Genomic DNA, 24894 nt, shown 5'->3' with positions numbered 1-24894 from the left:
AGTTACAGCAGCAGGATTTTAAAGTGTTAAGTAACCTTTTGTTGTGCTTGATAAGGAGAAAATAGGAAAGAAATTCACCAGAATACTTGAAAGAACTGGAAGGAGAAACTATAATATAGTAAAAATGTACAAAAAAACATATTATATATAGTAAAAACAGATAAAATACCGATAATCGTTGACAAGAAGAAAAACTTGTGTTAAGTTATATTTAAGAAATGTTAAGAAACAAATGAAAACGGATAAGAAGGGAGGATATAAAGTGGCTGGAAAAAAAACAGTATCTATGCAGGATATTGCAGATGAGCTGGGAATCAGCAAGGTGACTGTTTCTAAGGCGCTGAATGGAAAAGACGGAGTAGGGGAGGAACTGAAACAGAAAATTTTCCAGAGTGCGCAGGAACATGGCTATATACTTCCCGATTATGGACAGCGCAGGGCAAAAAAAGTGGGAATTGTTATGAGCGACCGCTTTAATTCCGGAGATGCCGGAAAATTCTATATGGGGATGTACGAGAAAATTATCGCAGAACTGCGCAAGGTTATGTGTGCCAGCATGATGATTACTCCGACCCGGGAAAGTCTTCAAAGCGATTTGGATATGCTGGAACGAAAAGGAACGGTTGACGGATTGATTCTTCTTGGTATCCTGGACAGAAAAGTGCGGGATGCAGTAGATGCCATTCCTTTGCCCAAGGTTTATGTAGATGTTTACGATGTGACACACAAATCGGATTCTGTAGTAACCGAAAATATATACAGTGCCTATGAGCTGACAGATTATCTGATACAAAAGGGACATAAAGACATTGGATTTGTGGGAACGGTGGGAGGAACCACCAGTATTACAGACCGTTACCTGGGATTTATGAGAGGTATTCTGGAAACCGGTAGAGCGCCGAATCAGGAATGGGTGATTCCGGACAGGAATGAGGATGGAGCAGCTATTGAACTGATGCTTCCGGAGAGACTTCCGACTGCCTTTGTCTGCAACTGTGATGAAACTGCTTTTCGGCTGGTGAAAACCTTAAAGGCCAAAGGCATACGGGTGCCGGAGGATATTTCTGTTGTAGGGTTTGACGACGATATTTATGCGGAACTTTGCGAGCCGGCGCTGACAACAGTGGCGGTTAATATCGAAGAAATCGGAAAAGTTGCTGCAAAACGTATGATGCGCTACATGGAAAGAACCAGACGCAGGCCGGGAGAAGTATTTAGAATACTGGGTAAAATTATTTACAGAGATTCTGTGAAAGAAATCAAGGAATAAGACAAGAAGAAAAGGAGGGCAACAGCCTTGGAGAAAGTAAGAAAGTCCCCGAAAGAAAAGAAAGTCAGAAAACCGAAATGGACGAAAAATGATTCGGAACTGACAGCGTTGGCACTGCCGACCACGGTCTGGTATGTACTGTTTTGTTTCCTGCCAATGTTTGGATTGGTTATCGCTTTTAAGAATTACAAAATTGCAGGCGGAAGAAGTTTTATTTACAATGTAATACATAGTGACTGGTCAGGGTTTAAAAACTTTGAATTTTTAATTAAGTCTAATGACTTGTTTGTGATTTTGAGAAACACGATACTTTACAATCTGGCTTTCATTGTACTGGGGATGATTTTCTCTGTTGGGCTGGCCATTATGATTAGCCTGCTTCACAGCAAAAGAAAATCAAAAGTATATCAGACTTTGATGTTTTTTCCGTACTTTATGTCATGGGTTGTAGCAGCATATTTTCTGGATGCCTTTTTGAATCAGGACAATGGTCTGGTTAACAGCATGCTTCGCGACGGTGGCGGTGAAGGGATTCAGTGGTATATGAAAGCGGGTGTCTGGCCGGCAATCCTGATTTTCATGTATTTGTGGAAATCAACTGGCTACAACATGGTTATCTATCTTTCCAGTATTTCCGGAATTGATACAACTTTGTATGAGGCAGCCGTTATGGACGGTGCGAATAAGAAGCAGCAGGTTCGTTATATTACACTGCCATGCCTGAAAAATGTCATTATTATGATGTTTATCTTAAATGTAGGTAAGGTTTTTTATTCAGACTTCGGGTTGTTCTTCCAGCTTTCACAGGGAGCAAGCGGTTCGATCTTCAATACGACGGCAACGATTGATACCTTTGTGTATAATGCAATCCAGTCCTCCACACCGATTGGTATGACTTCAGCAGCAACATTCTTCCAGTCTGTAGCATGTTGTATCACGATTCTGGTGGCGAACGCGATTGTAAAGAAAATTGACGCGGACAGTGCAATTATATAGGAGGCGGAAGAATGAAAAAGAATAGACAAAAAGAAGCCGCAGAGGTTTCGAAATTAAACAGGATTTCAGTAAAGACAGATGTGTGTTTTAACATCATCTTTATCATACTGGCTTTGATTTGCATTATTCCGGTTGTTTTTGTTTTCATGATTTCTATTTCATCTGAAAAGTCGATTCAGATGAATGGTTATCGCTTTATACCGGAGAAGTTTTCCATAGATTCCTACGCATTCCTGCTCAGAGAGGGAAAAATGATTCTGTCTTCTCTTGGAATCTCGGTAATGGTAACGGTAATAGGTACAGTATTGGGCGTTATGCTTACAACCATGATGGGATATGTAATTTCCAGAAGAAATTATAAAATGCAGAATTTCTTTACCATGGTGGTGTTTATACCTATGATTTTTAATGGTGGTATGCTTTCCTCTTATGTGGTAAATACACAGTTTATGCATTTGAAAAACAGCATTTGGGCCTTGATTCTGCCCCTTTGTGTTTCTTCGTTTAACGTTGTTATCTGTAAGACGTTCTTTAAGACCAATATACCGGAATCGGTCATTGAATCTGCACAGATTGACGGAGCTTCACAATTTACGATTTTCGGAAAAATCGCGCTGCCTCTGTCTAAACCTATGATGGCAACGATTGCATTATTTTTAACTTTTGGTTATTGGAATGACTGGTTTCAATCCTCTCTGTATATCACAGATAAGAAACTGTACTCTTTACAGGCCCTCCTGGACAGTATCCAGAGAAGTATTGATGTAATGGCAAACAACCCGTCTCTTGGCGTAACTATGACGCAGTATATCAATAGTATGCCGAAAGAAGGGGCGAGAATGGCAATGGCCATTTTGATTATTATCCCGATTGCATGTAGCTATCCGTTCTTCCAGAAATACTTTATTTCCGGATTGACTGTAGGCGCTGTAAAGGGCTGATATAAAAAAATAAAACAAGCAAAAACAAAAGGAGGATTTTTATGAAAGCGAAACAGGCAACAGCGTTGGTATTGGCTTCTGTTATGGGGTTAGGACTCCTGGCAGGCTGCGGCGATTCCAAAAAAGGCGGTAGCGAAACCGCAAAAAATGATGGAGATGTGGTTACTTTAAAATGGATTCAGGTAGGCGGCAGTATGCCGGATAATTACGATGCATGGCTGAAACAGATTAATCCTTATCTGGAAGAAAAAATTGGTGTCAATATCGATATGGAGATTGTTCCATGGGCAGATTGGGATAACAGAAGAAGTGTTATCACAAACTCAGGAGAAGATTTCGATATTCTTTTTACAGACCAGACACGTTACAATGCAGAAGTAAACACAGGTGCATTTTTGGATTTGACAGATATACTGGATGAAAACGCTCCGGAGCTGAAAAAGCTGATTCCTGAAGATTACTGGGAAGCAATGGAAATCGATGGAAAAATCTATGGTGTTCCTACCTACAAAGACAGTTCTGTAACGCAGTACTTTGTATGGGACAAAGCAGTTGCTGACAAGTACGGCATTGATATTAACAGCATTAAATCTTATGAAGATTTGTATCCTGCATTAAAGAAAATCAAAGAAGGGGAAGGAACTGCTCCCTATTATATGTCAAAATCCGGTGCTGATTTCTTAAATACCGTATACTTTGACCAGTTAGGCGCAGGTCTTCCGGCTCTGGGTATTCGTTATGATGACGAGACTAAAACAGTTGTAAATCCTTTAGAGGATGAAGAAATGCTGGCTCAGCTTGATATTATACATAAAATGTACAAAGAAGGCATCATCAACGGTGATGCACCGACAGCAGATGATTCCAGCAAATACAAAACGTTCTTTACAGCACAGGGATGGAGCCAGGCTGCAAAGACAACATGGGGCCCAAGCAATGGTATTGATGACTGTGAAGCAGTGGCTTTTACAGATACCATCGTATCCAATGCAAGTGTTAGAGGTTCTATTAATGCAATTTCTTCCGGCTGCAAACATCCTGAAAAAGCGCTGGAATTTTTACAGCTTGTAAACACAGATACCAAAGTCCGTGACTGGCTGTACTATGGGGTAGAAGGCGAAAACTTTGAGTATACAGATGATAAGAAGGTAAACAAACTGAATACAGACTGGCCTATGGCTGGTTATACACAGGGCAGTTACTTTGATGTTTCACAGCTTGCTACAGAGGAAGTAAATCAGTGGGATGAAGTAAAAGAACTGAACGAAAAAGCAACACCATCTATCATGCTTGGATTTGATATGGATACAAGCAACGTAGAAACAGAACTTGCAAACTGCCGTTCCGTATACGAAAAATATAAATCTGAATTCTTCACAGGCGCACAGGATCCGAGAGAACTGGTAAAAACCATTCATGATGAACTGGAAGCTGCCGGCTGGGATACTATCCGCGAGGAAGCTCAGAAGCAGGTAGATGCTGCAAAATAAAAAGTACAATGGTAAGAAGAGGGGCATTTTCACAAATGGAGAGAATGTCCCTTTCTCTATAAAATACAAAAACCAGGAGGAAAAGAATATATGTGGTTTCTTGACAAGAGAATACAGGTCATCTGTGATGAACTGAAAAAATTAATTACGGTAAAGAACATGCCAATGGAACATATTCTTTATAAAGAAGGACGCTTTTTTTACCCGGACGAAGCGGAAAAAGCAGAACAGGCATGGCAGGACTTTACACCAAAGACCATGAAATGGTACGGACCGGATAAACATTACTGGTTCCGCGCAGATTATACCGTGCCGGAAGAATTAGCCGGAAAAACCTTGCGTCTTCATGTGAAAACCCAGATTGAAGAATGGGATGATGCGAAAAATCCGCAGTTTTTACTATTTGTCAACGGAGAAGAAACGCAGGGTATGGATATGAACCACCGCATTGTGCAGATGGCTGCAGAGGCCAAAGGGGGAGAGACCTGGAGACTGGATATTCAGGCCTATACCGGAATACTTCATTCAGAATTTGACATGATTATGGAAATGCAGGTGGCAGACACACGGATTGAAAAGCTGTACTATGACCTGATGGTTCCGCTTTGGGCATTTAGCCGTATGGATAAAGATGACAAAAACCGTATGGATTTGGAACATGTCATGAACGAAGCCGTAAATCTGCTGGATTTGAGAAATCCCTATTCGCCGGAGTTTTATGACAGTGTGGAAAAAGCAGAGGTTTATCTGGAAAAGGCTCTGTATGAAGATATGGCAGGCTACAGTGATGTGATTGCCACCTGTATCGGACATACCCATATTGATGTGGCCTGGTGGTGGACCGTAGAGCAGACCAGAGAAAAGGTGGCAAGAAGCTTTTCTACCGTTTTGAAATTAATGGACGAATATCCCAATTACAAGTTTATGTCCAGCCAGCCCCAGCTTTATGAATTTTTAAAAGACCGTTATCCGAAGTTGTATGACCGTATCAAAGAGCGGGTAAAAGAAGGACGCTGGGAGCCGGAAGGCGGTATGTGGCTGGAAGCAGATACCAATCTGACGTCAGGAGAATCTCTGGTACGTCAGTTCCTGTATGGAAAACGATTCTTCAAAGACGAATTTGACGTAGACTGCAAGGTTCTGTGGCTGCCGGACGTATTCGGCTATTCCGGTGCGCTTCCGCAGATTATGAAAAAAAGCGGTATTGACTACTTTATGACCACAAAGCTGGCATGGAATCAGATTGACAAAATGCCTTACGATACTTTTATGTGGAAGGGCATTGACGGAAGTTCTGTCTTTACTCACCTGGTAACGACCCTGGGCGTGGGACAGAGCGAAGATGATTTCTTTACAACCTACAACGGAATTCTGCACCCGGACGCGCTGATGGGCGGCTGGAAGAGATATCAGAACAAGGATATCAACAACGACATTCTGATTTCCTACGGTTATGGAGACGGAGGCGGAGGTCCTACAAGAGAAATGCTGGAAACCTCTCTGCGTATGGAAAAAGGAATCAAGGGACTTCCGAAAGTACGTCAGGAATTTTCCAGAACTTATTTTGATGAATTGTATGAAAAATTAAAGGACAACCGCAGACTTCCTACCTGGGAGGGAGAACTGTATTTTGAATACCACAGAGGTACTTACACTTCCATGGCGAGAAATAAACGCTCCAACAGAAAGAGCGAAGTGCTGATGATGAATCTGGAACTTCTGGAACTTCTGGCTTCCTGGAAGGGCGCTGCTTACGCAAAAGAAGAAATGGATAAGATGTGGAAAGTCATTCTGTTAAATCAGTTCCACGACATTCTTCCCGGCTCATCCATTCATGAAGTATATGAAGTGACAAAAAAGGAGTATGCAGAACTGGAAGAACAGGGATGTGCACTTCTTGGAGATTCTATGAAAACAGTGGCAGGAGAAGGAGAAAACGTTACTCTGTTTAATACCCTTGGTTTTGAACGCAGTGATGTGGTCAGCCTTCCAAAAGAAGTTTCCGGTGCGCTGGTAGCAGAGAACGGAAAAGTATATCCCATTCAGACACTGGAAGACCGTGGGGTAGCTTATGTGGAAAATCTGCCTTCTAAGGGCTATGAATCCTTTAAGGTGGAAAGCACAGCCAAAGCGCCATCTTCATTCAGACGCCAGGGTAACTGTCTGGAAACACCGTTTTATACAGTAGAGGTGGACGAAAATGGTCTTCTCTCCTCTGTGTTTGATAAGAAAAACAAAAGGGAAGTGCTGCAGCAGGGCAAAAAGGGAAATCTCTTCTGTATGTATGAGGATAAACCGATTTATTACGATAACTGGGATATTGATATTTATTACACCGAGAAATCCTGGGAAATTACAGAACTGTCCCGTATGGAATGGAAAGAGGAAGGTCCTGTCTGCACAGTTCTGGAGCTGGAGCGCAAGGTCAGCAATTCTGTGATTAAGCAGAAGATTTATTTCTATGCTGATTCTGCAAGAATTGATTTTGAAACCTATGTGGACTGGAAAGAACACCAGCACCTTCTGAAAGTGCACTTCCCGGTAGATATTCATACAGATGAGGCTGCTTTTGATGTGCAGTTTGGAAATCTGACCAGAAAAGTGCACACCAACACAAGCTGGGATATGGCCCGTTTTGAATCCTGCGGACAGAAATGGATAGACCTTTCTGAAGGGCATTATGGAGTCAGCCTGTTAAACGATTGCAAATACGGACATTCTGTAAAGGATTCTGTGATTGGACTGACCTTAATCAAATCCGGTATTGAGCCAAATCCGGTTACAGACCAGGAAGAGCATTACTTTACCTATTCTCTGTATCCTCACGAAGGAAATCTTCGGGACTGCGATACGGTAAGAGAAAGTTATTGCCTCAATTATCCGGTGCTGGCAAAAGAACAGACACAGGCAGCAGGAAAGGCTTCTCTTTTAACTGTGGATAAGAAAAATGTTATGGTAGAGACTGTGAAACTGGCAGAAGATGGAAACGGCATGATCATCCGTGCTTATGAGTACGAAAATACAAAGACGCATGCAGAGCTTTCTCTGGGTATGGGCAAAGAAATTGAGTCAGTTTGCGAATGTAATCTGATGGAAGAAGAGATACCAGGCGAGATTGCACATACGGACAAGGGTTTTGACGTTGACATCAAGCCGTTTGAAATCAAGACTTACAGAGTCATTTTGAAATAAGACTGCTGAAATAAGATGGGAGACAAGGAAATGGAAAGACAGAATTTGAATGGGGGCTGGAACCTGTTGTGGAAAGAGAAAACTCTGGATACACAGGTACCGTTTTCCGTATATCATGATTTGTTTTCCCATGGGGAGATAGAAGATCCGTTTTACCGGGACAATGAAAAGGAAGCTCTTTTGTTGTCCCGGGAGGACTATACTTATCAGACAGAGTTTGATGTGACAGAGCAGATGATGAAAAACAGCCAGATAAGGCTGAAATTTCTCGGCATTGATACTCTGGCAGATATTTATCTCAATGGAACCCATGTGGGAAATACTTATAACATGCACCGCACCTGGGAATTTTCCGTCAGGGAGTTATTAAAAGAAAAGGGAAATCTGCTGGAAATCCGGTTTCACTCTCCGATTCTTTATATGGAAGAACAGAATCGGCTGCAAGGGAAAATTCCCTGTAACACAGATACCATAGACGGATTTCCGTATCTGAGAAAATCCAACTGTATGTCTGGCTGGGACTGGGCGCCCAAGCTTCCGGACATGGGAATCTTCCGTGATGTGATATTGGAAGGCATAGATGAGGACAGACTGGAAGATGTCTGTGTGCGTCAGAGCCATGAGCATGGTCAGGTGACGCTTTCCTTTGGAGTTCATACACTGAAAACTCACAGGGGAGAGAGGGTTCGCTATTGTGTTACCGTGACGGCACCGGATGGAAGCGTTCTGACAGAAGAAAATTCTCCAAAAGAACTGGTCATAGAAAATCCAAAACTCTGGTGGCCAAGAGGTTATGGAGAGCAGGCTCTCTACACTGTGCGGGTGGAACTTTTAAACGGGGATAAGACAGAAGATGTGTGGGAGAGAAGAATCGGACTTCGCACTATGAAAATGCACATGGAAAAAGACCAGTGGGGAGAATCCTTTGCCCATGAAGTCAATGGCGTTGCCATTTTTGCCATGGGTGCAGACTACATTCCTGAAGATTGTTTTCTGCCCAGAACCAGTAAAGAAAAGACGAAAAAACTGTTGGAACAGTGCGCTTTGGCAAATTACAATGCCATTCGTGTCTGGGGCGGCGCTTATTATCCGGAGGACTGGTTCTATGATTTGTGCGACGAATATGGATTTTTAATCTGGCAGGACTTTATGTTTGCCTGCTCCACCTATCAGCTGACCGAAGTTTTTGAAGAAAATATTTCCAGAGAAATCGAGGACAATGTAAGACGTATCCGCCACCATGCCTGCCTGGGTCTTTGGTGCGGAAACAATGAAATGGAAGGCATGATTGTAGAAGGCTACACAAAGGACCCGAAACTTCTGGGAGATTATACCAGAATGTACAGTTATGTGATTCCGAAAATTGTAAAGCGAGAGGACCCGGATACTTTCTATTGGCCATCCAGTCCATCTTCAGGAGGGGATTTCGATGACCCTCAGGATGAAACCAGGGGAGATGCCCATTATTGGAAAGTATGGCACGGATACGAACCCTTTACCGGATACCGCAAGCATAATTTCCGTTATGCCTCCGAGTTTGGTTTTGAATCTCTTCCGGCTATGAAAACCATTGAAAGCTTTACGCTTCCGGAGGACAGAAATGTATTTTCCTATGTGATGGAAAAACACCAGAGAAGTGAAAATGGGTACGCTAAAATGATGGTTTACATGGCGCAGTATTTCCCTTATGCAAAGGATTTATCCCATCTTGTATACGCCTCCCAGCTTATGCAGGCTCAGGCTATGCGCTATGGGGTAGAGCATTGGAGAAGAAACAGAGGCGAGTGCATGGGCGCTATTGTATGGCAGCTCAATGACTGCTGGCCGGTAGCTTCCTGGTCTTCCATTGATTATTATGGAAGATGGAAGGCTCTGCACTACTTTGAAAAGAGATTTTTTGCACCTGTTCTGCTTTCCTGTCATGAAGAGGGTCTGCTTTCTCAGGACCCGAACGTGAACGCGAGACCTTATGAGGTGGAGAAGAGTATTCGTCTGCACGTGGCAAACGAAACGCTGCAGGAGCAGAAGGTTCTGGTGCGTTGGAGTCTGCGTGACAGCCAATCCCGGATTGTAGGGGAAGAAAAGGAGCGGGAAGTCTGCGTCAAACCTCTTTCCGGCGTATGGCTGGAGAAAGAAGAGTATCCTCAGGCCGATTTGCAGGAACACCATGTATTCTACAGCTGCCTGCAGAATGGAGAAGTGATTTCAGAAGGCAGCGTGTTGTTTTCCATGCCAAAGTTCTATCAGTATGCAAATCCAAACCTTACGGTAGAGCGGGAAGGGGACGAACTGTTGGTACGGGCAGAAAAGTATGCCGGTTCCGTGGAACTTTTAAATGAAAATGAGGACTGGGTATTGTCTGACAATTACTTTGATATGGAAGCCGGAGAAAAGAGAGTGCGGATTCTTTCCGGAGATGCAAAAGAAATTCGGGTAAGAAGTATTTATGATATTGCAGCAAGATAAAGAACGAAACAAAAAAGGTTGTCCTTTGGGCAGCCTTTTTTGTTTCATATGTTGCTGTGCAGTTTAAGAGCGGTTTCTGTAAAAATCTATGAATTCCCGAATAGCGGGATTGGCCTGAAAATCTGCCAGGTAGGCAAAGCCGATTTCGCGTTTATGTATGGGAATTTCAAGAGGGATTTCCACCAGTGTGCCCTCTTTCAGTTCCTGCGCTACAAACTGACGGATGACGCAGGCCACTCCCAGGCCGATTTTGGCAAATTCAATGAGCAAGTCCATGGCGGATACCTCCAGTACATTGTTGTTTTCAATGTGATGCAGGGACAGATAGTCGTCAATATACTGCCGGGTAATGTTTTCTTTATCCATAAGCATAAGGGCTGACGTCCTCAGAATATCGTCCTGCTGGCTGGTTCTCAAAGCCAGGTTTTCAAGGTAGGATTTTGTGCTGACGAAAATATCTTCAATTTCTCCTACAGATGCAAAACGCACATGGTGCAGCCGTTCCGGTCTTCCAATCAGACCCAGGTCGATTTTATTTTCCCGGAGGAGCTGGAGGGTGTGGTTGGTGGACTGACATTCGATGGTCATCCGGATATGGGGGTGGGCAATGGTAAATTCCTTCAGGTAATCCAGAAGCACATATTTGCAGAGTGTGGTGGAAACGCCGATTCGCAGATGTCCTACGCCAAGCTCATTGATCTTTTTTAACTGGGCTTCTCCTAACTGAAGGGAATAAAAAGCTTTTTGTACATAATCGTATAAAATCTCCCCTTCTTCGGTCAGCTGAACCCCTCTGGAATTTCTGGAGAAAAGAGTGACCTCCAGATTTTGTTCCAGCTTGCGGATGGATTTACTGATGGCTGGCTGGCTGATAAAAAGCTCTGCAGCAGCTTTGGAAATGTTGCCGGTATTGGCAACGGTGTAGAAAACTTTGTACAGGGAAAGATTCTGGTCCATAAAGTTTTATCCTTTCTGTATATTTATAAATCAAAGTTATGTCTGACATACTTTTTATGTATTTCTATTATAACAATACATATGATAGAATGGCAATAGCAGAAATAGCAGGAGGTAGAGAACATATGGGAATGACAATGACGCAGAAAATTCTGGCAGCTCATGCCGGATTGGATAAAGTAGAAGCAGGACAGTTGATTGAAGCAGATTTGGATTTGGTACTGGGAAACGATATTACCTCTCCGGTGGCTATTCACGAAATGGATAAAATGACGGTGGATACCGTGTTTGATAAAGACAAAGTGGCATTGGTTATGGACCACTTTATTCCTAATAAAGATATTAAATCCGCAGAACACTGCAAATGTGTAAGAGAGTTTGCCTGTCGTCACGAGATTACCAACTATTTTGACGTGGGAGAAATGGGAATTGAACATGCGCTTCTTCCGGAAAAGGGTCTGACTGTGGCAGGAGACGTGATTATCGGTGCGGATTCTCATACTTGTACTTACGGCGCTTTAGGGGCATTTTCCACAGGTGTGGGAAGCACAGATATGGCAGCAGGCATGGCAACGGGAAAGGCCTGGTTTAAGGTACCCTCTGCCATTAAGTTTAATCTGGTGGGCAAGCCGGCTAAGTGGGTCAGCGGAAAAGATGTAATTCTTCATATTATCGGTATGATTGGTGTGGACGGCGCCCTTTATAAATCTATGGAATTTGCAGGAGAGGGGATTCGGAATCTATCCATGGATGACCGCTTTACCATTGCCAATATGGCTATTGAGGCAGGCGGCAAAAACGGTATTTTTCCGGTAGATGACCTTGCAGTAGCTTACATGAAAGAACATTCCATGCGCCCGTATACGGTGTACGAGGCAGATGAGGATGCGGTTTATGAGGAAGAATATACCATTGATTTAAGCACTTTGAAGTCCACCGTGTCTTTCCCCCATCTTCCTTCCAATACCAGAGTGGTGGAAGATCTTAAGGAGGATGTGGTGATTGACCAGTCGGTCATTGGTTCCTGTACCAACGGCAGAATTGATGATTTGCGCTGTGCCGCAGAGATTTTAAAAGGACGCAGGGTAAAGAAGGGGGTTCGCTGTATCGTGATTCCGGCGACCCAGAAGATTTATCTTGAGGCCATGGAAGAGGGATTGTTGAAAATCTTTATTGAGGCAGGCGCTGTAGTAAGTACTCCTACCTGCGGTCCGTGCCTGGGCGGTTACATGGGAATTCTGGCAGAAGGGGAAAGATGTATTTCCACTACCAACAGAAACTTTGTAGGACGTATGGGACATGTGAAATCAGAGGTTTATCTGGCGAGTCCTGCAGTGGCGGCAGCCAGCGCAGTGACAGGGAAGATTTCTCTGCCTCAGGAATTAGGGTTATAAGGAGGATGTGTAAATGAAGGCAACAGGAAAAGTTTTTAAATATGGTGACAATGTAGATACAGACGTAATTATTCCTGCCAGATACCTGAATTCTTCAGACCCGGCAGAACTGGCAGCCCATTGTATGGAAGATATTGACAAAGAGTTTGTGAAAAAAGTAAAAAAAGGCGATATGATTGTGGCAGATAAAAATTTTGGCTGCGGCTCTTCCAGAGAGCATGCGCCTCTTGCTATTAAAGCAGCAGGAGTCAGCTGTGTGATTGCAGAAACCTTTGCCCGGATTTTTTACCGCAATGCCATTAATATTGGTCTGCCTATTGTGGAGTGCCCGGAGGCGGCTAAAGGCATCGAAGACGGAGATGAAGTGGAAGTGGATTTTGACAGCGGTGTGATTACCAATAAGACAAAGGGAACCACCTTCCAGGGACAGGCATTTCCGGAATTTATGCAGAAAATCATAAAGGCTGAGGGATTGGTGAACTATATCAACGGACAGAAATGAGAATAAACTCCATGAGCCGTCTTGTCTTTGTAAAAGACAGGCGGCTTATTGGAGTGTTCGCCTGAGTCTTTTTGTTAAGCATGTTAAGAATTGTGAAAAAAATTTGAAAAACTATTGCTTTTTTCTTTGTAATCTGATAATATATAACTCGTTCCGGGGTATGGCGTAGCTTGGTAGCGCGCACGGCTGGGGGCCGTGAGGTCGCAGGTTCAAATCCTGTTGCCCCGATACCTAAGCCCCTTGTAAATCAAGGGGTTTTTAATTTCGTGTTGCATAGTTCTTAATATTGCATTTTTTGTGTTTCTTCATCAATAGCATTTCGGTATACACTCTTCATGACATAATCTGTCTTCCATCCACCATAATTCATAATGTACTGATCCGGTATTCCGATAGCATGCAGGATAGACGCTGCATAATGACGTAAGTCATGAAAACGAAAATCTGGGAGAGCATTCTTCTTTAACGCTCGTTTTAGTGCCTTGGTTACATTATACGGCTTCATGTTTAGAAATTTTTCCATCTATGCCAGAAAGTCGTTGTATAACGAAATCAGGAGCGTGTACAGTGCGATAAGAAGAAATAGCCGTCTACTTTTCTCAGGAGCAGGACGGCTATTTCTTATGTGTAAGATTTAGAATTGCAACAATCAGTAAAGCAACGCTTACGATTAGACTTCATTCTTCATATCTACTCATAATAATCACCGCCTTCCGTAAGGTCTCGGAATAGGTGAGAGCACGTCCCCAAGTTCCCTGGGTAAGTATTATTATATTATCAAGGTGTTATTCAATAAAAGAACAATTATGTGTTATCCAACCGGATGACACTCCGGGTATATCTTTAAGACCACTAAAGCGTGATAGTTACCTGTTCTATTTTGGGATAAAAACAAAAGGTGCTTCCGCAATGGAAACACCTTCGGTTTTAAATTGAATCACAAGCTGGGCGGCGTATCCAGCATCTCAGGTACTCTTGTGAGTGTGTCGGGAGCCTTTCCGACCTTTGCGACTCAATTTATTGTATTACCATTATAGCGGAAAATATACTATCTGTCAAATTTTTTTAAGCGACCATTTTCTATACCGTGCTTTAATTTGCCATTTGTAATGGTGTGTAGCGTAGCAACATATAGATAAATTTCTTTGATATCAAGTTTTATTCCAATTTGGATATTTTCATTAAAAATCTTAACAAGCTCGAAACTATCACCAATCTCATTAGGATTTACTCCGATATAATCAGGAGATGAGATAATAGAGGAGATAAATCTGAGATAAGGAAGACACTCAGGATGTCGTTTCGCTATATGTTTTTCTAACCCCAAGGATTGATATATAAAGTCCTGTTCAAAATGCACAGGTAGATATTTATTAAATTCTTTATTATAAGATGCAACGGGGAATACTTTGTTATTTATGATTTATCTCACCTCTTTTCTGTATGTGTTAAAACGCCAATGATTCTTTGAGTAAGTATATTATATTGTCAAGGTGTTGCTTCTGCATTGGCAGGGCAGTTTAATTTGTTTTTACCGTTGTAAGAATTAAAGTACATTCAAAAAGGTGCTATTTTTTATAAATCTCTTAGTAAAAAATATTTTAAATATAGGATTATGGAGTATCCTCTTCATGGTTATCACCTTCTATTAAATCGATGTTGTGAAATATTTCCTGCAATTTGTCATTTACATTGGATGTATTTTGTGTAATAGAAATATCAATGTTTTCTTGCGTAACAAAACACCCAAGGCAGAGATTTGCTTTTAAATCAAGAAGTTTATTTTTGACCAGAAATTTTTACCACATCATAAATATTTCTTTCGATTTTTTCTTCAAAATATTTTTTCAGTGCTAAATTTCTTTTCCACTTTTCCTCAGGATAGAAGCCGTATCTGCGCCTTACATCTGCCATGCGGATTTCTATATCCAGAACGCCCTCACTTCCAGCCAAAGCGTCACACAACTGAATCAAGCGGTCGTACTCGTCAAAGGAAATTTTCTGCAGAGTGTTTTGAATCAGAGTCAGTTCTTCTTTCGTAGTATCATATTTCCCTACATAGTCCTCCAGTTTCTGATTGGGAAAAGAGTGGGTGAGACATACCCGTGCAGCTTCTTCATATCCGAGAGACATCATATAGGAATATCCGTCAGAAACATGTCCCAGATGACGGATGCCGAATTTTCTGCCAATATCGTGCAACAATCCCAGAACATAGGCTTTTTCGGAGTCCAGATTGCCGCAGGCTTGAGCGATTTTTTGTGCGCAGTCCCCGGCAATACGACTGTGATTGCCCCATGGACCGGGGTTGCAGTATTCTCCCTCTTGCAGCAGTCTTTTGGCTTCCTCTCTTGTAGGCAGCATATGGAATTCCCCCTTCCAGTTAATGTTATAGTTAGTATACACTGTTTTTCAAACTGATACAATAGAGTGATAAAGAAACAGCTTTGAATTTTCCTGAAAGATATTGACAATCGCAAAGATTGGCGATATGGTTAATTACATAAGTAATGAACCATATAAGTAAGGGGATTCATTGGAAAACGGATAAAAAATTTTCTACAGCAGGAAAGGGAGTGAAAGAGATTGCAGGAATTGCTCAATCAGGAAAAATCTATTTATATACAAATTAAAGAAATGATTGAAACTGATATTTTAAGAGATATTCTGCTGGAGGAGGAGAGAGTACCCAGTACCAATGAACTGGCAAAACTCTATGCTATTAATCCGGCGACAGCGGCAAAGGGGGTAAATTTGTTAGTGGACGAAGGTATTTTGTATAAGAAAAGGGGTATCGGCATGTTTGTGGCAGAAGGAGCCAAAAAGACCATACAGAAGCGCAGAAGAGAAAATTTCTTTGAAACTTATATTCAGGGTATGCTGACAGAAGCAGCCAGTCTGGGCATTACGAAAGAAGATTTGATTGACATGATTACAACAGAAAGAGGAAACCAGCAGGAGGTATGAATTTATGAAGATAGAGTGCAGGGATGTCAGAAAAAACTATAAAAAGAAAGAAGTCTTAAAGGGAATCGACTTGGTATTGGAAAAAGGAAAAATTTACGGTCTGATTGGAAGAAACGGAGCAGGAAAAACGACGCTGTTGTCCATTTTGTCCGCGCAGAATCCGGCATCTTTTGGAAACATTCTCCTGGATGGCAGGGAAATCTGGGAAAATGCAGAGGCATTAAGCCATATTTATTTTGCCAGAGAGATTATCACTTCATCCAACAGCAATGCTTCCGGGCTGAAAGTGAAAGAATACTTGAAGCTGGCAGAAACCTATCTTCCCCGCTGGGACAAAGATATGGCTCAACGCCTGACAGAACTTTTTCACCTGGACAGGAAACAGCGGATTACGAAACTGTCAAAGGGAATGGTGTCTATGCTGCAAATTGTAGTAGCGCTGGCCAGCAAGGCGGATTTCACTTTTTTAGATGAGCCGGTATCCGGTCTGGATGTGGTGGCCAGAGAAGCGTTTTACAGGCTCTTACTGGAAGAATTTACCGAAACAGAAAGAACATTTGTCATTTCTACTCACATTATAGAAGAAGCCGCAGATATTTTTGAAGAAGTGATTTTTCTGCATGAGGGAAAAATTCTTTTGAAAGAGAATACCCAGGGACCTTTTGGAACACAGTGTGTATGTCAGCGGCAAGACAGAAGCCGTAGACAGGCTTATTCAGGGAAAGCAGATATACTGCCCGGAAGTTCTGGGAAGAAGCAAAAGTGCATTGGTGCGGTTACGGGAGGGAGAACGGCTTTCCGGGGGAGAGGGCGTTACCCTGCAGGGAGTCAATCTCCAGAAAATCTTTGTGGCCCTGTGCGGAGGGGAGGAACGCGTATGAGAAAGAAGAAGTCCTGGTTTTATCATGCAGCCGACAATTTGTGCGGTATGGCCTTGTTTCTGGGTATTTTGCTGGTGCTTATAGCTGTAAGGAGAGAAGAATTTTCCTGGGAAAGTGCCAAAACGGTCATTCATAATTATTTCTCTTTACCCGGAATTGTTCTAGCCGGGGTTTTGGGCGCTTTCAATGTGATTCTTCTGTACGAGAGTACAGAACCTTTGAAAATCAGTTTTGGATGCACAAGAAAACAGGTATTTAGAGATATGCAGGCAATGAAAATTGCAACGCTGTTTACTGCAGGTATTCTCTCTTTTTTCTTATCCGGACAGGAACGCAGCAGGATTTTTTTAAAGGAATTGTTGTTTTGGGGGCTTTTATTGCTGTTCTTGCAGAGTATCTGTGAATGTATGTCCATTTTGGGAATGAGATACAAGGGACTGATGCTGGTTTCCATTTTGTGTATCTCTGGAATTATTGGATTTGTGGTGGCTTTTATGGCAATGGATTTTATAAAAAACGGAGAAATTCACATGGAATGGCCGATTTCAGGAGTTTTAGAAAATTGGCTGCTTTGGGCAGCGGTGTTTTTACTGGGAACAATTTTATTGGTATTCTTTTCCTGGAAATTTTTCAGAAAAGCGGAAGTACACATCTAGGAGGTTGTTATGAGAGAGATAAAAACAGAGTGGAGGATAAAGAAAACAGATTTATTGGCAATGGGTTTGTTTCTGTTGGTATTCTTTCTGGCTGTGTTGGGACTGGATAAATGTTTGGGCTTCAGCCAGCGCATAAGTGCAGAGAAATTTCCATGGATAGCAGCTGGATTTGTAGCCGTATCATGGATAGTGGCAGATTTGTATATGAGCTTTGACTGGGCTGTGGGATTTGGCAGAACCAGAAGGCAATATCTTCTGGGAACTGTCTGGGTATATGTGGCAGGAACTTTTTTGCTGCTTTTGGAAAGCCGGTTCTTAAACGAGATTTTTCCTATAATAGCGGGAAAATATGACAGAATAGAGCTGGGGATTGTATCCGGAAGTATGGTGCTTTTAAAAATTGCTGCATGGGCAGTGTTTTTTACGGGGATAGGAGGTATATGTGCGCTGGTGTTGCACCGTTTTGGCATAAAGGGTGCTACTGCACTGATGATGTTGGTTTTTCTGTGCCTTGGGATTTGGAACAGCGATTTGTGGCAGACTCTGAAAATAGAAAACCTGACGGGCAGGCTGCAGAACGCTTCTGAACTGCTGCAGAGCATGCTCACTCTGCTGGTGGGTGTCATGTGCTGCGGAATCTGGATTTGGAGATTCAGAAAAGCCCCGGTGAATTAGATAAAGGCAAAGAAATTTCCATATTTTATGGAATTTGCGATTGACGTTTACACTTTAAAATGGTATCGTAATAAGAAATTATTTATGTGAAAAAGGGAGGAGCTAGAAAGTGAAGAACAGCAGCAAATACAAAAGACAGTATTTCCTTCCCCCGGTAAAGTGTATGGACTGGGCAGAGAAGGACTATGTAGACCATGCGCCGGTATGGTGCAGTGTGGATTTAAGAGACGGGAATCAGGCCTTGGTCATTCCCATGAATCTGGAGCAGAAGGTGGAATTTTTTAAACTACTGGTAAAAATTGGGTTTAAAGAAATTGAAGTAGGGTTTCCTGCCGCATCTGAAACAGAATACACTTTCCTTCGTACCCTGATTGAAGAAAATCTCATTCCGGATGATGTGACAATTCAGGTTCTGACGCAGGCCAGAGAGCATATTATCAAAAAAACTTTTGAAGCGGTAAAAGGCGCCAAAAACGTCATTGTTCATGTATATAACTCCACTTCTCTTGCGCAGAGAGAGCAGGTGTTTAAAAAATCCAAAGAAGAAATTCTGCGGATTGCCGTAGAGGGAGCAAAACTGTTAAAGGAGCTTACGGAGAAAGCGGGAGAACAGTACCGTTTTGAGTACAGCCCGGAGAGTTTTACGGGAACAGAGCCAGAGTATGCTCTGGAAGTGTGCAATGCAGTTTTGGAGGTATGGAAACCTCAGGCAGACCGAAAGGCCATTATAAACCTGCCGGTTACGGTACAGCATTCCATGCCTCATGTGTATGCCAGCCAGGTGGAATATATGTGTAAAAACCTGAAATACAGAGAAAACGTAGTAGTTTCCCTGCACCCGCACAATGACCGGGGGTGTGGTGTGGCAGATTCCGAAATGGGGCTTTTAGCCGGAGCAGACCGTATTGAGGGAACCCTGTTTGGAAACGGAGAGCGAACCGGAAATGTGGATATTGTAACCCTGGCTTTAAATATGTATTCCCAGGGGGTAGAACCAAATCTGGACTTTACCCATATGACAGATATCTGTGAGCAGTATGAGAACTTTACCGGCATGAAAATTAACGAGAGAAGTCCTTACAGCGGAGCGTTGGTATTTGCTGCTTTTTCCGGTTCTCATCAGGATGCCATTGCAAAGGGCATGCACTGGCTGGATGAGAAGAAGCCGGAACACTGGACGGTTCCTTATCTGCCCATTGACCCAACCGATTTGGGCAGAAATTATGACGCAGATGTGATTCGTATTAACAGCCAGTCCGGAAAAGGCGGTGTGGGCTATATTCTGGAAACAAAATTTGGACTGAATCTTCCTGCAAAAATGCGGGAGGCTATGGGATATACGGCAAAGGCAGTTTCTGACCACACCCAGAAGGAACTTATGCCGGAGGAAATCTTTGAACTGTTTAAGAAAACTTTTGAAAATAAAGTTTCTCCATTTTCTGTCCGTGAGGTACACTTTAACCGGACAGCAGACAGCATGAAGGCAGAAGTGACGTCTTCTTTTAACGGAAAAACCATTACGACCCGGGCAGCAGGAAACGGACGTCTGGACGCTGTGAGCAATGCGTTGAAGCAGGCTTATGATTTGCAGTTTGAACTGGTGACTTATCAGGAGCATGCTCTGGAAAAAAGCTCCAGCTCCAGAGCCATTGCCTATGTGGGAATCCAGAAGCCAGACAGAACACTGGCTTGGGGAGCAGGAATTGATGCGGACATTATCAGCGCTTCTATTGACGCTTTGGTCACGGCGATTAATAATCGATAAACAGAGAATATTATACGAAAAACAAAGATGAAATTGTGCAGAATTCCTAAAAACAAGGTATCAGCTTGACTTTGGTATCGAAAGTCCTTTATAATTTCAGAAAATCAGTGTTAGAAAATACAACAGGCTAAAGGAAAAACGTATGGACATTATATGTGCAATTTTAACCGGTTTTCATTACCTTATGGAGAAGATGGAAAGATTTGCGGCAAGAGTCAAGATTTCCAAAAAGAGCAGAAGAGAAAAAGCAATCTTTCTGTTAGGTGTTATTGCCGTGGCTGCTTTGGATTTTGCCTGCCACGGGGTACATGCCGCAGGATTTCATGAAGTCTATGCAGCCGAATCGGAAGAAGAGGATGAGGATGAGCCGGAGAAGAACAGCACTTACGGGCTGGATTCCATTGTGGAAGGTGTTTTCATCAGTCAGAATACCCAGACAGAAGTAGAAAAACTGGGAACTTCCTTTGAAGTGGTTCTGGTAGGGCAGCGCATGGGAAGAAGAGAACTGGCTTCAGAACTGGATTTCAGTGACCAGGGTGCCCGGGAAGTGGAAAAGCTTCAGGATAAATCCATAGGGATATCGGAAGAACAGTTACCTATGTCGGATGAGGATTACAACACCCTGCTGAAAATCGTAGAGGCAGAGGCCGGAGGCGAAGATATGAAAGGAAAGATTCTGGTGGCTAATGTGATTTTTAACCGTGTAAAAAGCCCTCAGTTTCCATCCACCGTGACAGACGTGGTTTGGGAGAATGTAGCGGGAAGTCCTCAGTTTTCCCCTACAGCAGATGGCAGGATTTACACAGTAACGGTCTCTGAAGAAACCAGAGAAGCCGTAAACCGGGCCATTGACGGCGAGGACTATTCCCAGGGTGCTTTGTTTTTTGTAGAAGAGGCGTATGCAGATAAAGGCAATGTTGCATGGTTTAAAAAAGATTTGAAATTTTTGTTTAAATACGGAGTACATGATTTTTATACATATCCGTAAGAAAGGACGGAAATATGCAGGTATTATACAGAAGTACAAGAGGAACAGACAAAGCATATACAGCATCAGAGGCAATTTTAAAGGGACTTTCCGAAGACGGCGGGCTGTTTGTACCGGACAGGATTCCAAAGCTGGATCTGCCGTTGTCCGCACTGGCAGGCATGACCTATCAGGAGACTGCTTATGAGGTTATGCGCCGTTTCCTCACAGATTTTACAGCAGAGGAATTAAAGCAGTGCATAGAGAATGCTTATGATGAAAAATTTGACACCCCAAAGATTGCCCCCTTGGTTGAGAAAAACGGCACTTTTTATCTGGAATTGTTCCACGGAGCAACCATTGCATTTAAAGATATGGCGCTTTCCATTCTTCCTCATCTGCTGACAACAGCGGCAAAGAAAAATCAGGTGAAGAATGAAATCGTAATTCTCACTGCTACTTCAGGAGATACCGGAAAAGCGGCTATGGCAGGCTTTGCAGACGTACCGGGTACCCGAATCATTGTGTTTTACCCCAAGAATGGCGTCAGCCCTATTCAGGAAAAGCAGATGGTGACACAGAAGGGGAAAAATACTTATGTAGTGGGAATTACCGGGAATTTTGATGATGCCCAGACTGGTGTGAAGAAAATGTTTAACGACAAAGAACTGGCAGCGCAGCTGGATGCAGCAGGTTTTCAGTTTTCTTCTGCAAACTCGATTAACATCGGCCGTCTAGTTCCACAGGTGGTATACTATGTCTATGCTTACGGAAAACTTCTGGCAGAAGGAAAAATCCATGAGGGTGAGAAAATCAATGTGGTAGTGCCTACCGGAAATTTTGGAAATATTCTGGCAGCTTATTACGCAAAACTTATGGGTTTGCCCCTTGGAAAATTTATCTGTGCCTCCAATGAAAATAAAGTTCTTTATGATTTCTTTTCCACTGGCTGCTATGACAGGAACAGAGCATTTATGCTTACGAATTCACCTTCCATGGATATTTTAATTTCCAGCAATCTGGAAAGGCTGATTTACCGTATTGCCGGAAATGACCCAGAGAAAAACAGCCGGCTTATGGAGGGTCTGGCGAAAGACGGAAAGTATGAAATTACGGATGAAATGAAGCAGAATCTTCAGGAATTTTACGGAAACTATGCCACAGAGGAAGAAACAGCCGGGGCTATCCGCAGACTGTATGAAGAAACAGGTTATGTTATGGATACCCATACGGCAGTGGCTGAGGCGGTTTACGAAAAATACCGTCAGGAGACCAAAGACGAGACAAAGACCGTAATCGCTTCTACAGCAAGTCCGTTTAAGTTTACCAGAAGTGTGATGAATTCCATTGATGGAAAATACGACGCCCTGTCTGATTTTGAGCTGGTAGACCAGTTGTCCCGGATTGCCGGAGTAAGAGTGCCAAAAGCTATTGAAGAAATTCGCACAGCACCGGTTCTCCATGACCGGGTAATCGCAGCAGAGGAAATGCCGCAGGCTGTGAAAGAAATCCTGGGTGTATGAGAATGCTTCGGCAGAAAGAGGAGAGAATATGGAAAAAATTGACCTGGAGTATGCGAAGAAAAGTTTTCGGGAATATCTGCAGTCCTATGACCAGAAGGATGAAAAAATCAAATTAAAGAGAATTCATACGTTCTGTGTAGTGGACGCAGCGGAATATATCTGCAGGCATGAGAGGCTTTCCCAAGAGGATACGCAGCTGGCACTTTTGATTGCCTTGCTTCATGATATCGGCCGGTTTGAGCAGCTGAAGAAATACAACAGCTATGATGACAACATTATGGATCATGCGGATTTTGGTGTGCAGGTGTTGTTTCAGGAGGGTATGATTCGGAAGTTCCTTGAGACTCAGGAATATGATGAGCTTATCCGTCAGGCCATTGCCAATCATTCCCGCTATGCGCTGCCTGAAATTGCAGATGAGAGAGCGCTTCTTCACTGCAGGATTATCCGGGATGCGGACAAACTGGACAATTTCCGGGTGAAGGCTACAGAAAGCCTCGAAGCACATTTTGATGTGTCAAAGGAGGTTGTGGAGAAAGAAACGGTTTCCGATAATATTCTGGAAGCAATCCGAGAAAACCGGTGCATTTTAAGAGGAGAGCGAACCACACATCTCGATATGTGGATTTCTTACCTGGCCTTTATTTTTGACTTGAACTTTCCCTCCAGTTTCCGATATATTCTGGAGCATGACTATGTAAATCACAACATTGACCGCATGGCATATGCGTCAGAAGTGACCAGAGGGCGAATGGAAGAAATCAGAAATATTTGCCTGGAATATCTGGAAAAGCGCAGTCGTGGTTAAAAAGTTGTTAAATTTTTCTGTGTGAATTGGCGCATTTTTGTTGAAATATTTCATATACTAGAGTATAATAACAATTAAGAAAAGTCCTGGGGTGTACGAGGCTCCCATTTATTTTGAACCTACATTACTTTAAACGGGATTCCTATATTGCCGTCTCAGATGTCAGGCCGTCATTGTGCAGCGGAAGACAGAAGATTCGGCTGCGGTTGCCCACCTAGCATAAGCTAGGAGTCAGAAGATGGGAAACGGCACTCTGGGATAAAAAATAAGACCCTGAAAAGGGTTTTTTTCATATGAAAAAACAGAATTTTTAAACATTAACAGGAAAGCAGGTAGAGAAACATGGGGATTCAGAAACAGTTATTCGGGAAAAGTCCGGACAACCGGGAGGTTTTTTTATACGAGATTACAAATGAGAATCATATGACTATAGCGGTCAGTGACTTTGGAGCCACGCTGGTAAAAGTACTGGTGCCGGATAGGGACGGACACCTTCGGGATGTGGTATTGGGATATGACAGTGCAGAAGGATACTATGATAATCCAGGGCATTTCGGCGCCGTGGTGGGAAGAAACGGAAATCGTATCAAAGCTGCAAAATTTACCATCAATGGGAAGGAATATCAGCTGGCCGTCAATGACAATAAAAACAATTTACATAGCGGTCCCAACTGGTACCGCACCCGTGTATGGAATGTAACAGAAATCAATGAAGAAAAAAACAGTGTTACCTTCGGAATTTTAAGTCCGGACGGTGACCAGGGATTTCCGGGAAATTATACCGGGTATGTGACTTATGAGCTGACAGAAGCAAATGAGATTGTGCTGCATTATGAAGGAAGTGCGGATATGGATACGGTTGTGAATATGACCAATCATTCTTACTTCAATCTGGCCGGACATAAAGCAGGTGCAGAGGCTATGCTGAATCATGTGGTGCAGATTTTTGCACCGGAATACACACCGGTCAGCGACAGCGAAGCCATTCCTACAGGAGAAATTCTTCCGGTAAAAGGGACACCTATGGACTTTACTAAGCCAAAGACCATTGGACAGGATGTGGAAGCTGACTTTGAACAGCTGAAACTTTTGGGCGGCTATGACCATAATTATGCCCTCTGCCGTGAAAAAGGAGAATTGCAGCAGGCGGCAAAAATTGTCTGCAAAGAATCCGGTATTGAGATGGAAGTTTTCACAGACCTTCCGGGCATGCAGTTCTATATCGGTAACTTTATTGAGAAAGAAAACGGAAAAGAAGGCTGTGTTTATGAAAAACGGGGCGGCTTCTGTATGGAAACCCAATACTATCCAGATGCCTGCAATCAGCCGGCGTTTCAGAGTTCTGTATTAAAAGCGGGAGAAAAATACGATACGGTAACGGTGTACAAGTTCTCATCAGAAAAATAAAGCAAAAAAGAAAGAGTTCCGAAATCGGGACCCTTTC

At 42.9% G+C, this 24894-nt stretch carries 20 protein-coding genes, 1 tRNA gene and 1 other RNA gene; 18 read left to right on the top strand and 4 right to left on the bottom strand.

What is annotated here, in order from left to right:
* The first annotated feature begins 262 nt into the window (after positions 1-262).
* The 6 genes from WBS51_RS11505 (at position 263) to WBS51_RS11480 (ending at position 10355) form a co-directional block, all read left to right on the top strand.
* Positions 263-1270 (top strand): LacI family DNA-binding transcriptional regulator, encoded by a 1008-nt coding sequence (locus tag WBS51_RS11505; protein ID WP_291683648.1) that lies wholly within the window; start codon positions 263-265, stop codon positions 1268-1270.
* Positions 1271-1297: 27 nt separating this feature from the next.
* On the top strand, positions 1298-2266 hold the full coding sequence (locus tag WBS51_RS11500) for an ABC transporter permease (RefSeq protein ID WP_294462576.1): 969 nt from the start codon (positions 1298-1300) through the stop codon (positions 2264-2266).
* Positions 2267-2277: 11 nt separating this feature from the next.
* Positions 2278-3207, top strand: a complete 930-nt coding sequence (locus WBS51_RS11495; RefSeq protein WP_173749778.1) for a carbohydrate ABC transporter permease — start codon at positions 2278-2280, stop codon at positions 3205-3207.
* Between the two features lie 41 nt (positions 3208-3248).
* Positions 3249-4697 carry an ABC transporter substrate-binding protein gene (locus tag WBS51_RS11490; protein ID WP_291683712.1) on the top strand — a complete coding sequence of 483 codons (1449 nt, stop codon included), beginning with the start codon at positions 3249-3251 and terminating at the stop codon, positions 4695-4697.
* Between the two features lie 90 nt (positions 4698-4787).
* Positions 4788-7889: an alpha-mannosidase gene (locus WBS51_RS11485; RefSeq protein WP_294462569.1), complete on the top strand. Its 3102-nt coding sequence runs from the start codon at positions 4788-4790 to the stop codon at positions 7887-7889.
* A 30-nt stretch (positions 7890-7919) separates the two neighbouring features.
* The gene (locus WBS51_RS11480; protein WP_291683714.1) at positions 7920-10355 is read left to right on the top strand and encodes a beta-mannosidase; all 2436 of its coding nucleotides are present in this window, start codon (positions 7920-7922) and stop codon (positions 10353-10355) included.
* Between the two features lie 63 nt (positions 10356-10418).
* Here WBS51_RS11480 and WBS51_RS11475 read toward each other — a convergent pair whose 3' ends face one another.
* Complete coding sequence (locus WBS51_RS11475; RefSeq protein ID WP_173749782.1) at positions 10419-11312, bottom strand: LysR family transcriptional regulator; 894 nt, start codon at positions 11310-11312, stop codon at positions 10419-10421.
* A gap of 125 nt (positions 11313-11437) precedes the next feature.
* Here WBS51_RS11475 and leuC point away from each other — a divergent pair, with 125 nt between their 5' ends.
* The 3 genes from leuC to WBS51_RS11460 all read left to right on the top strand — a co-directional run bounded on the left by leuC (position 11438) and on the right by WBS51_RS11460 (position 13436).
* Entirely contained in the window at positions 11438-12706 is a 1269-nt protein-coding gene (gene leuC / locus WBS51_RS11470) for a 3-isopropylmalate dehydratase large subunit (RefSeq protein WP_173749783.1), read from the top strand.
* A gap of 13 nt (positions 12707-12719) precedes the next feature.
* Positions 12720-13208 (top strand): 3-isopropylmalate dehydratase small subunit, encoded by a 489-nt coding sequence (leuD, locus tag WBS51_RS11465; protein ID WP_173749784.1) that lies wholly within the window; start codon positions 12720-12722, stop codon positions 13206-13208.
* Positions 13209-13362: 154 nt separating this feature from the next.
* Positions 13363-13436: transfer RNA gene (locus WBS51_RS11460), tRNA-Pro, on the top strand.
* Between the two features lie 52 nt (positions 13437-13488).
* Here the strand turns inward: WBS51_RS11460 and WBS51_RS11455 are convergent.
* The 3 genes from WBS51_RS11455 to WBS51_RS11445 all read right to left on the bottom strand — a co-directional run bounded on the left by WBS51_RS11455 (position 13489) and on the right by WBS51_RS11445 (position 15572).
* Positions 13489-13713, bottom strand: coding sequence for a tyrosine-type recombinase/integrase (locus WBS51_RS11455; RefSeq protein ID WP_291683540.1), 225 nt, complete (start codon positions 13711-13713; stop codon positions 13489-13491).
* Positions 13714-14256: 543 nt separating this feature from the next.
* Positions 14257-14628 (bottom strand): PBECR3 domain-containing polyvalent protein, encoded by a 372-nt coding sequence (locus WBS51_RS11450; protein WP_226853682.1) that lies wholly within the window; start codon positions 14626-14628, stop codon positions 14257-14259.
* A 359-nt stretch (positions 14629-14987) separates the two neighbouring features.
* Entirely contained in the window at positions 14988-15572 is a 585-nt protein-coding gene (locus WBS51_RS11445; protein WP_173749787.1) for an HD domain-containing protein, read from the bottom strand.
* Between the two features lie 222 nt (positions 15573-15794).
* Between WBS51_RS11445 and WBS51_RS11440 the strand changes: the two genes are divergently transcribed.
* The 9 genes from WBS51_RS11440 (at position 15795) to WBS51_RS11400 (ending at position 24857) form a co-directional block, all read left to right on the top strand.
* Positions 15795-16175, top strand: a complete 381-nt coding sequence (locus WBS51_RS11440) for a GntR family transcriptional regulator (RefSeq protein ID WP_173749788.1) — start codon at positions 15795-15797, stop codon at positions 16173-16175.
* 4 nt (positions 16176-16179) lie between these two features.
* Positions 16180-17712, top strand: coding sequence for an ATP-binding cassette domain-containing protein (locus WBS51_RS11435; protein WP_330489642.1), 1533 nt, complete (start codon positions 16180-16182; stop codon positions 17710-17712).
* A gap of 9 nt (positions 17713-17721) precedes the next feature.
* Complete coding sequence (locus WBS51_RS11430; RefSeq protein ID WP_173749791.1) at positions 17722-18387, top strand: hypothetical protein; 666 nt, start codon at positions 17722-17724, stop codon at positions 18385-18387.
* A gap of 109 nt (positions 18388-18496) precedes the next feature.
* On the top strand, positions 18497-20152 hold the full coding sequence (locus tag WBS51_RS11425; RefSeq protein WP_173749792.1) for a 2-isopropylmalate synthase: 1656 nt from the start codon (positions 18497-18499) through the stop codon (positions 20150-20152).
* Positions 20153-20294: 142 nt separating this feature from the next.
* Positions 20295-21140 carry a cell wall hydrolase gene (locus WBS51_RS11420; protein ID WP_226853678.1) on the top strand — a complete coding sequence of 282 codons (846 nt, stop codon included), beginning with the start codon at positions 20295-20297 and terminating at the stop codon, positions 21138-21140.
* A 14-nt stretch (positions 21141-21154) separates the two neighbouring features.
* Positions 21155-22642: a threonine synthase gene (gene thrC / locus WBS51_RS11415; protein ID WP_173749793.1), complete on the top strand. Its 1488-nt coding sequence runs from the start codon at positions 21155-21157 to the stop codon at positions 22640-22642.
* A 28-nt stretch (positions 22643-22670) separates the two neighbouring features.
* Positions 22671-23450, top strand: a complete 780-nt coding sequence (locus WBS51_RS11410) for an HD domain-containing protein (protein WP_173749794.1) — start codon at positions 22671-22673, stop codon at positions 23448-23450.
* 80 nt (positions 23451-23530) lie between these two features.
* A non-coding RNA gene (ssrS, locus tag WBS51_RS11405) (6S RNA) lies at positions 23531-23714 on the top strand.
* A gap of 78 nt (positions 23715-23792) precedes the next feature.
* On the top strand, positions 23793-24857 hold the full coding sequence (locus WBS51_RS11400; RefSeq protein ID WP_173749795.1) for an aldose epimerase family protein: 1065 nt from the start codon (positions 23793-23795) through the stop codon (positions 24855-24857).
* The last annotated feature ends 37 nt before the right edge of the window (positions 24858-24894 follow it).

This window comes from Blautia acetica (genome assembly GCF_038739805.1).
Taxonomy (GTDB): Bacteria; Bacillota; Clostridia; order Lachnospirales; family Lachnospiraceae; genus Blautia.
This window is presented reverse-complemented; position numbering and strand designations above follow the sequence as displayed.